Origin of the sequence: uncultured Methylobacterium sp., assembly GCF_964244095.1 — a bacterium.
Lineage (GTDB): Bacteria > Pseudomonadota > Alphaproteobacteria > Rhizobiales > Beijerinckiaceae > Methylobacterium.
In genome coordinates, this window is record NZ_CAXTHR010000213.1 from 1 (window position 1) to 4841 (window position 4841).

The window sequence follows — 4841 nt, forward strand, 5'->3', positions numbered from 1 at the left end:
AGCAGGGCATCCAGGGCGCGCTGTTCCTGATGATCTCGCACGGCATCGTCTCGGGGGCGCTCTTCCTCGGCGTCGGCGTGGTCTACGACCGGATGCACACCCGCGAGATTTCGGCCTATGGCGGCCTCGTGCGTCGCATGCCGCTCTACGCGGTCGCGATGATGGTGTTCACCATGGCCAACGTCGGCCTGCCGGGCACCTCCGGGTTCGTCGGCGAGTTCCTGGCGATGATGGGCGCCTTCAAGGCCAACCCGACGGTCGCCTTCTTCTCGGTCTTCGGCATCATCCTGTCGGCCGGCTACGCCCTGTGGCTCTACGCCCGCGTCATCTACGGCAAGCTCGACAAGCCGAGTCTCCAGGGCATCTTGGATCTCGACAACCGTGAAAAGCTGATCCTGGCGCCGCTCGTCGCGCTGACGATCTACTACGGCGTTCACCCGGCCCCGATCCTCGACGTGTTCGCGCCCTCGACCGAGGCGCTGATGACGAGCATGAGGGCCGCCTTGTCCAACACGCAGACCGCGGCCGCCGCGCTGCCCCTCGCACGCTGAAGGCAGCGCCGGACCGATGCCGACCGTCCAGACCGTCCTCCCCTCGCTGACGCCGCTGCTGCCCGAACTGATCCTCGGCATCGGCGTGCTGGTGCTGATCCTCTACGGCGCCTTCCGCGGCGAGCGGTCGGTGGAGGGCGTCAACGTCGGCGCGCTGCTGCTGCTTCTGCTGGCCCTGTTCGTGGTGATGTCGCAGGCACCCGGCACCAAGGTGACGACGCTGTCGGGCAGCTTCATCCAGGACGGCTTCTCGAAGGTGATGAAGGCGCTGGTGCTGCTCGGCTCGGCCGCCACGATCCTGCTGTCGCGCGACTATTTCCAGCGCGAGAAGATCGACCGGTTCGAGTTCCCGATCCTGATCGTGCTGTGCACCATCGGCATGCTGGTGATGGTCTCAGCCAACGACCTCATCGCGCTCTATCTCGGGCTCGAATTGCAGTCGCTGGCCGCCTACGTCATCGCCGCGTTCCACCGCGACAACCTGAAATCGACGGAAGCCGGCCTGAAGTACTTCGTCCTCGGCGCGCTCTCGTCGGGCATGCTGCTCTACGGCGCCTCGCTGGTCTACGGCTTCACCGGTACGGTCTCGTTCCCCGGCATCGTCTCGGCGCTGCACGAGGATGCGGGCTTCGGCATCGTGCTCGGCATCGTGTTCGTCGCAGCCGGCGTCTCGTTCAAGATGTCGGCGGTGCCGTTCCATATGTGGACGCCCGACGTCTACGAGGGCTCGCCGACGCCGGTCACCGCGTTCTTCGCCTCGGCTCCGAAGATGGCGGCGGTGGCGATGACGGTCCGCGTCTTCATCGGCGCGTTCCCCGACGTCACCGCGATCTGGCAGCAGATCTTCATCTTCATCGCCATCGCCTCGATGACGCTGGGGTCGTTTGCTGCGATCGGACAGCGCAGCATCAAGCGCCTGATGGCCTATTCTTCGATCGGCAACATCGGCTACGCGCTGATCGGCCTCGCCGCCGGCTCCGAGGAGGGCATCCGCGGCGTGGTGATCTACATGATCATCTACCTCGCGATGACGCTCGGCGCCTTCGCGATCATCCTGTCCCTGCGCCGCCGCAACGAGATGTTCGAGACGATCGAGGACCTGTCGGGCCTCTCGCGCACCCATCCGTGGCTCGCCTTCTGTCTCGCGATGATGATGTTCTCGCTGGCTGGCATCCCGCCGCTCGCGGGCTTCTTCGCGAAGTTCTACGTGTTCGCCGCAGCGATCAAGGCGGGGCTCGTGGCGCTCGCAATCATCGGCGTGGTCACCAGCGTGGTCGGCGCCTACTACTACCTGCGCGTGGTCAAGATCATGTATTTCGACGAGGCCAAGGCGCCCTACGAGGCCATGGCGCCGGGCCTGCGCATCGTGCTCGCCCTGTCCTCCGTCGTCGTGATCCTGTTCTGGCTGCTGCCGGCGCCGCTCGTCGGGGCGGCGGGCACGGCGGCCAAGTCGCTGTTCTAGGTTGACGTTCCGTCTCGGCGAAGCGGCCAGGATCGCCGGCCACCGCCTGCACGTCCACGAGCGCCTCGGTTCGACCAACACCGAGGCGCTCGCCCAGGCCCGCGCCGGCGCTGTCGGGCCGCTCTGGATCGCCGCGCACGCGCAGGCGGCGGGGCGCGGCCGGCGCGGGAACGCCTGGGCCTCGGCGCCCGGCAACCTGACCGCGAGCGTGCTGTGGCCGGTGGCCGGCGTCGAGCCGGAGCGGGTCGCGGGGCTCGGCTTCGTCGCGGGCGTCGCGCTCGCCGACGCGCTCGACGAAGCCTGCGGCACCGCCGACGATTGCCCCGGCGGCGATGCGGCGCGGCGCTTCGGCCTGAAATGGCCGAACGACGTGCTCGTCGGCGGCCGGAAGCTCGCCGGCATCCTGCTGGAGGCCGAGACGCTGCCCGGCGGCAGGCGGGCGGTGGTCATCGGCTTCGGCGTGAACGTCGCCGCGGTGCCGGAGGGTTTCCCGGACACGGCGGTTTCGCTGGCCGGCCTCGGACATGCGGCCGATGCCGGCACGCTGTTGTCGGGTTTGACGAATAAACTTGCCGCGGCGGTCCGTATCTGGGATCGCGGACGGGGATTTCCTGAGATTCGCGAGCGTTGGCTCGCGCGGGCCTCCGGCCTCGGATCGCGAATCGCGGTCCGCAGCGGCGTCGAGACCCTGCACGGCGTGTTCGAAGAGATCGACGAGGGGGGGCGGCTCGTGATCCTCGCCCCGGACGGAGCGCGACGGACCGTGACGGCGGGCGAGGTGCATTTCGGGACGGCCGCGACGGCGGCGTGAAGTGGATTCGGGATTTATGGCAACGGGACAGGACGAACTCGTCTTCCTGCCGCTCGGCGGCGTGGGCGAGATCGGGATGAATGCGGCGCTCTACGGCTTCGGGCCGGAGCGCACGCGCAAGTGGATCATGGTCGATTGCGGGATGGGCTTCGCGAGCGAGGAGGCGATGCCCGGCATCGACCTCATGTTCCCGGACCTCTCCTTCATCGAAGAGCGGAAGAAGGACCTGCTCGCGATCTTCATCACCCACGCGCACGAGGACCATATCGGCGCGATCAGCGAGTTGTGGCCGCGCCTCAAGGTGCCGGTCTACGCGACGCGCTTCGCGAAAAGCCTCCTGGAGACCCGGCGCCTGTCGGAGCCCGGCGCGCCGAAGGTGGAGTTGCGCGAGATCAAGGCCGGCCGGAAGGTGACGCTTGGGCCGTTCGAGCTCGAATACGTGCCCGTCTCGCACTCGATCCCCGAATCGAACGCGGTCGCGATCCGCACGTCGGCCGGCCTCGTGCTCCACACCGGCGACTGGAAGATCGACCCGACGCCGATCCTCGGCGACGTGACCGACGCCGACGCCTTCCGCGCCATGGGCGACGAGGGCATCCTGGCGCTGGTCTGCGATTCGACTAACGTCGTGCGCGAGGGCTTCTCGCCGAGCGAGGCGGAGGTCGCCGCGACGTTGGCCAAGCTCATCGCCGCGGCGCCCCATCGCGTGGCGGTGACCACCTTCGCCTCCAACGTCGCCCGCATCCGCGCGGTCGCCGAGGCTGCCAAGGCCTGCGGCCGCGAGGTGATCGCCGTCGGCCGCGCCATGGACCGGGTGATCGACGTCGCCCGCGAATGCGGCTTCCTCGACGGCCTGCCGGACTTCCGCCGCGCCGATTCCTGGAGTCACCTGCCGCGCGACAAGGTCGTGGCGCTGCTCACCGGCTCGCAGGGCGAGCCGCGCGCGGCGCTGGCGCGGGTCTCGCGCAAGGACCATCCCGACATCGCGCTGGCGCCCGGCGATCAGGTGATCTTCTCCTCGCGCGCCATCCCCGGCAACGAGCGCGAGGTCGGCGCGATCATCAACGACCTGATCGAGCAGGGCGTCGAGGTCATCACCGACCGCACGGCGCTGGTCCACGTCTCCGGCCACCCGCGCCGCGACGAGATGGCGGAGATGTACGCCTGGACCCGGCCGCGGACGGCGATCCCCGTGCACGGCGAGGCGCTGCACCTCGATGAGCACGCGCGCTTTGCCCGCGCGCACGGCGTCGACAACGTGGTCAAGGCGCGCAACGGCACCCTGATCCGGCTCAGCCCCGGCCGCCCCGAGATCATCGACCACGTGAAGGCGGGGCGCCTGTTCAAGGACGGCAACGTCCTGATCGATTCGCGCGACCGGGCGATCCCCGAGCGCCGCAAGCTCGCCGAGGCCGGGCTCGTCTCGGTGGCGATCGCCATCGACGAGGCCGGCGACGTGCTCGGCGAGCCGGCGGTGGACATCATCGGCCTGCCCAACCGCGGCCGTGGCGGTGCGCCGCTGATCGACACCGTGGTCGATGCCGTGTCGCGCACGCTGTCGGGCCTGTCGAAGGGCAAGCGCCGGGATTCGGAGGCCGTGGAGAAGGCGGTCGACCGCGCGGTGCGCGCAGGCGTCAACGAGGTCTGGGGCAAGAAGCCCGCCTGCCACGTGCAGGTGGTGGAGGTCTGATCTTCACCCTCCCCCCTCTGCGGGGGAGGGTGCCTGCGGAGCAGGCGGGAGAGGGGAGCGACGCTTCCGGATGACGCGCTCCCCTCTCCCGACCCTCGCTCACGCGAGGGCCACCCTCCCCCGCAGAGGGGGAGGGAGATGCGCGTCGTCGATGAGGGAGAACAAACATGATCGGCCGGTTGAACCACGTGGCCATCGCGGTGCGCGACCTCGACGCCGCCTGCGCGATCTACCGCGACACGCTCGGCGCGACGCTGACCGCGCCGCTGCCGCAGCCCGAGCACGGCGTCACGGTGGTGTTCGTGGACCTGCCCAACAGCAAGATCG

The 4841-nt window shown here is 69.3% G+C and carries 5 protein-coding genes; all 5 read left to right on the top strand.

Going from position 1 to position 4841, the window contains the following annotated elements:
• On the top strand, window positions 1-551 hold a 551-nt coding region (locus ACFE86_RS21135), incomplete at its 5' end, for a proton-conducting transporter membrane subunit (protein ID WP_375457283.1).
• Between the two features lie 16 nt (window positions 552-567).
• Window positions 568-2013: an NADH-quinone oxidoreductase subunit NuoN gene (gene nuoN, locus ACFE86_RS21140; protein ID WP_375457284.1), complete on the top strand. Its 1446-nt coding sequence runs from the start codon at window positions 568-570 to the stop codon at window positions 2011-2013.
• A gap of 1 nt (window position 2014) precedes the next feature.
• Entirely contained in the window at window positions 2015-2824 is an 810-nt protein-coding gene (locus ACFE86_RS21145; protein WP_375457285.1) for a biotin--[acetyl-CoA-carboxylase] ligase, read from the top strand.
• Window positions 2825-2840: 16 nt separating this feature from the next.
• On the top strand, window positions 2841-4514 hold the full coding sequence (locus ACFE86_RS21150; RefSeq protein ID WP_375457286.1) for a ribonuclease J: 1674 nt from the start codon (window positions 2841-2843) through the stop codon (window positions 4512-4514).
• A 167-nt stretch (window positions 4515-4681) separates the two neighbouring features.
• A partial coding sequence (locus ACFE86_RS21155; RefSeq protein WP_375457287.1) for a VOC family protein occupies window positions 4682-4841 on the top strand: 160 nt, incomplete at its 3' end.

Bases quoted from the DNA above. Each gene is read 5' to 3' on its own strand.
- nuoN (WP_375457284.1), top strand. From the start codon at position 568: ATGCCGACCGTCCAGACCGTCCTCCCCTCGCTGACGCCGCTGCTGCCC.
- ACFE86_RS21150 (WP_375457286.1), top strand. From the start codon at position 2,841: ATGGCAACGGGACAGGACGAACTCGTCTTCCTGCCGCTCGGCGGCGTG.